Below are 3,575 nucleotides of genomic sequence, written 5' to 3' on the forward strand. Positions count from 1 at the left end.
GACACCTTCGAGGACACACCGCAGAAGGACCGGGACCCGGAGTGGTTCAAACGCGCCGTCTTCTACGAGGTCCTCGTCCGGTCCTTCCAGGACAGCAACGGCGACGGCATCGGCGACCTCAAGGGCCTGACCGCGAAACTCGACTATCTGCAGTGGCTGGGCATCGACTGCATCTGGCTCCCGCCCTTCTTCAAGTCCCCCCTCAGGGACGGCGGCTACGACGTCTCCGACTACACCGCCGTCCTCCCCGAGTTCGGCGACCTGGCCGACTTCGTCGAGTTCGTCGACGCCGCCCACCAGCGCGGCATGCGCGTCATCATCGACTTCGTCATGAACCACACCAGCGACCAGCACCCGTGGTTCCAGGAGTCCCGCAAGGACCCCGACGGCCCCTACGGCGACTACTACGTCTGGGCCGACGACGACAAGCAGTACCAGGACGCCCGCATCATCTTCGTCGACACCGAAGTCTCCAACTGGACCTTCGACCCCGTCCGCAAGCAGTACTTCTGGCACCGCTTCTTCGCCCACCAACCGGACCTCAACTACGAGAACCCGGCCGTCCAGGAGGAGATGATCTCGGCGCTGCGGTTCTGGCTGGACCTGGGCATCGACGGTTTCCGCCTGGACGCCGTGCCGTACCTGTACCAGCAGGAGGGCACCAACTGCGAAAACCTTCCGGCGACCCATGAGTTCCTGAAGCGGGTCCGCAAGGAGATCGACGCCCACTACCCCGACACGGTGCTGCTGGCCGAGGCGAACCAGTGGCCGGAGGACGTGGTCGACTACTTCGGCGACTACACCAGCGGCGGCGACGAATGCCACATGGCGTTCCACTTCCCCGTCATGCCGAGGATCTTCATGGCGGTCCGCAGGGAATCGCGCTACCCCGTCTCGGAGATCCTCGCCAAGACGCCCGCGATCCCCTCGAACTGCCAGTGGGGCATCTTCCTGCGCAACCACGACGAGCTCACCCTCGAAATGGTCACCGACGAGGAACGCGACTACATGTACGCGGAGTACGCCAAGGACCCGCGCATGCGCGCCAACATCGGCATCCGCCGCCGCCTCGCCCCCCTGCTGGACAACGACCGCAACCAGATCGAGCTGTTCACCGCCCTGCTGCTGTCCCTGCCCGGCTCGCCGATCCTCTACTACGGCGACGAGATCGGCATGGGCGACAACATCTGGCTCGGCGACCGGGACTCCGTCCGCACGCCGATGCAGTGGACCCCGGACCGCAACGCCGGCTTCTCCTCCTGCGACCCGGGGAAGCTGTACCTGCCGACGATCATGGATCCGGTCTACGGCTACCAGGTCACCAACGTCGAGGCCTCGATGTCCTCACCCTCGTCGCTGCTGCACTGGACCCGCCGCATGATCGAGATCCGCAAACAGAACCCCGCCTTCGGGCTCGGCACCTACACCGAGTTGCCGTCGTCCAACCCGGCGGTGCTGGCGTATCTGCGGGAGGCGCCCTCGACCGGGGGCCGCGGGGACGACCTGGTGCTGTGCGTGAACAACTTCTCCCGGTTCGCGCAGCCCACCGAACTCGACCTGAGCGCCTACGACGGACGCCACCCCGTCGAACTCATCGGCCAGGTCCGTTTCCCCGCCATCGGTGAACTCCCCTATCTGCTCACCCTCGCGGGCCACGGCTTCTACTGGTTCCGCCTGCGGAAGGACGCCGTGTAACCGACCGGAACCCCCGGGCGGGCCGGTTTCCCCCGGCCCGCCCGGGGCACGCAAACAGGAACACCCCGCCCCCGGGGAAAGGACGCGACGCCATGTCGGAAGCCGCCACGCACTCCACCGCGACAAGTCCTGGTCCGCAGCCCGCCGCCCCACCGATGCCCGGGCTGCTCACCTCGCTGGAGCCACTGCTGAGGGAGTGGCTGCCACGGCAGCGGTGGTTCGCGGGGAAGGGGCGGCCGGTGGCCGGGTTCGGACTGGTGGCGGCCACCGAACTGCTCCCCGTGGGCGGGCGGCCCGACGACTCCCGGTCGGGCGGCGCCAAGGCGGGACTCCTGCACCTCCTCGTCCGCGCCCACCAACCACTGGTGCCGTCGCAGGGCGCGCCCGTCCAGCCCGGCGACTGCTATCAACTGCTCCTCGGTGTCCGCGAGACACTGCCGCCGCATCTGGCGCCCGCGCTGATCGGGCACGTCACCGACGGGCCGCTGGCCGGACGGACCGTGTACGAGGCGCTCCACGACCCGCGCCTGGCCGACGTCCTCCTCGAAGCGCTCCGGACACAGGCCCGCATAGGGGATCTGCGCTGCGCGCGAGACACACGGCTGGCCCTACCGGAAGGGCTGGTGCCGCGCCTGGTCACGTCGGAGCAGTCCAACTCGTCCGTGGTCTACGGAGATACGTTCATCCTGAAGCTCTTCCGCCGGGTCGTGCCCGGCGCGAACCCCGACCTCGAACTCCCGCTGGCACTGTCGCGCGCGCGGTGCCCCCGCGTGCCGGCGCCCGCCGCCTGGATGACCGCCGACCTGGGTCCGAGCGCCGACCCGGAAACCCATGTCCTCGGGGTGCTCCAGCCGTACCTCAAGGGCGCGGCCGACGGGTGGGAGCTGGCACTGAGCATGCTGGCCAAGGGTGAGGACTTCACCGGAGAGGCACGGGCGCTGGGCCGGGCCACCGCCGAGGTCCACGCGGCCCTCGCCGAGGCCCTGCCCACGGTCACCCTGGGGCGGCCCCAGGTGGAGTCGCTGGTCGACGGGATGACCGAGCGGCTGGAGGCCGCGGCGCAGGCGGTACCGGCCCTGCGCCCGTACGCCTCCGGTCTGCGCACCGCCTTCGACGCCCTCGCCGACCTGGCCGCCGAGGGGCACACCTGGACGGCACAGCGCATCCACGGCGACCTCCACCTCGGCCAGTGCCTGCGGTCGCCCATGGAGGTCGACGCACGGCGCAGCGGCGGCGGCGAGTGGTCCCTCATAGATTTCGAGGGCGAGCCGTCGAAGCCGCTGGCCGAGCGCCGTATGCCGCAGCCCGTCGCCCGTGACGTCGCCGGGATGCTCCGCTCCTTCGACTACGCCGCCCACTCCCTGCGGCCCCCGGCCGCCGACTGGGCGTCCGCCTGCCGGGCCGCCTACTGCTCCGGGTACGCGGACGCCTCCGGGGCGGATCCGCGGACCGACCCCGTGCTGTTGCGCGCGTACGAGACCGACAAGGCGGTGTACGAGGTCGTCTACGAGGCCCGGCACCGCCCCGACTGGCTCGCGGTGCCGATGGCGGCGATCCACCGCCTGGCCACCGACACCGGCCCCGCCACGACGTGACTTGACCTGTCCTGAACCCGTTGTGCCCTGTCCGAGGGCCGAGCACCCGCTCCGCCCACCCCTCACCACCCTGCACAACCCGCCGAGGAGGCCGTCCCTGTGACTCCCCGCCCGCCGTCCGACGACAGCACGCAGAACACCGGCAGCGACGCCGCACAGGCGCCCGCCCCGGTGAAGAAGACGGCTGCCCGGAAGACGGCCACGAAGAAGACCTCGGCCAAGAAGGCGACGGCGAAGAAGACGACCGCGGCGGCGAAGCCGGCGACGGCCTCCAAGGCCGGGACC

General features: G+C 70.2%; 3 protein-coding genes. All 3 read left to right on the top strand.

Annotated elements, in window-relative coordinates; all coding sequences use genetic code 11:
* The coding region (treS, locus tag AOK15_RS17480) for a maltose alpha-D-glucosyltransferase (protein ID WP_055517812.1) at positions 1 to 1,695 on the top strand (1,695 nt) is incomplete at its 5' end.
* Positions 1,696 to 1,787: 92 nt separating this feature from the next.
* On the top strand, positions 1,788 to 3,290 hold the full coding sequence (locus AOK15_RS17485) for a maltokinase N-terminal cap-like domain-containing protein (protein ID WP_055517814.1): 1,503 nt from the start codon (positions 1,788 to 1,790) through the stop codon (positions 3,288 to 3,290).
* Between the two features lie 99 nt (positions 3,291 to 3,389).
* The coding region (locus tag AOK15_RS43980) for a hypothetical protein (protein WP_205632155.1) at positions 3,390 to 3,575 on the top strand (186 nt) is incomplete at its 3' end.

The organism is Streptomyces ossamyceticus, from assembly GCF_001418475.1.
In the GTDB taxonomy this organism is placed as follows: domain Bacteria; phylum Actinomycetota; class Actinomycetes; order Streptomycetales; family Streptomycetaceae; genus Streptomyces; species Streptomyces ossamyceticus.

Coding starts and splice junctions, on each gene's coding strand:
- AOK15_RS17485 (WP_055517814.1), top strand. CDS start 1,788: ATGTCGGAAGCCGCCACGCACTCCACCGCGACAAGTCCTGGTCCGCAG.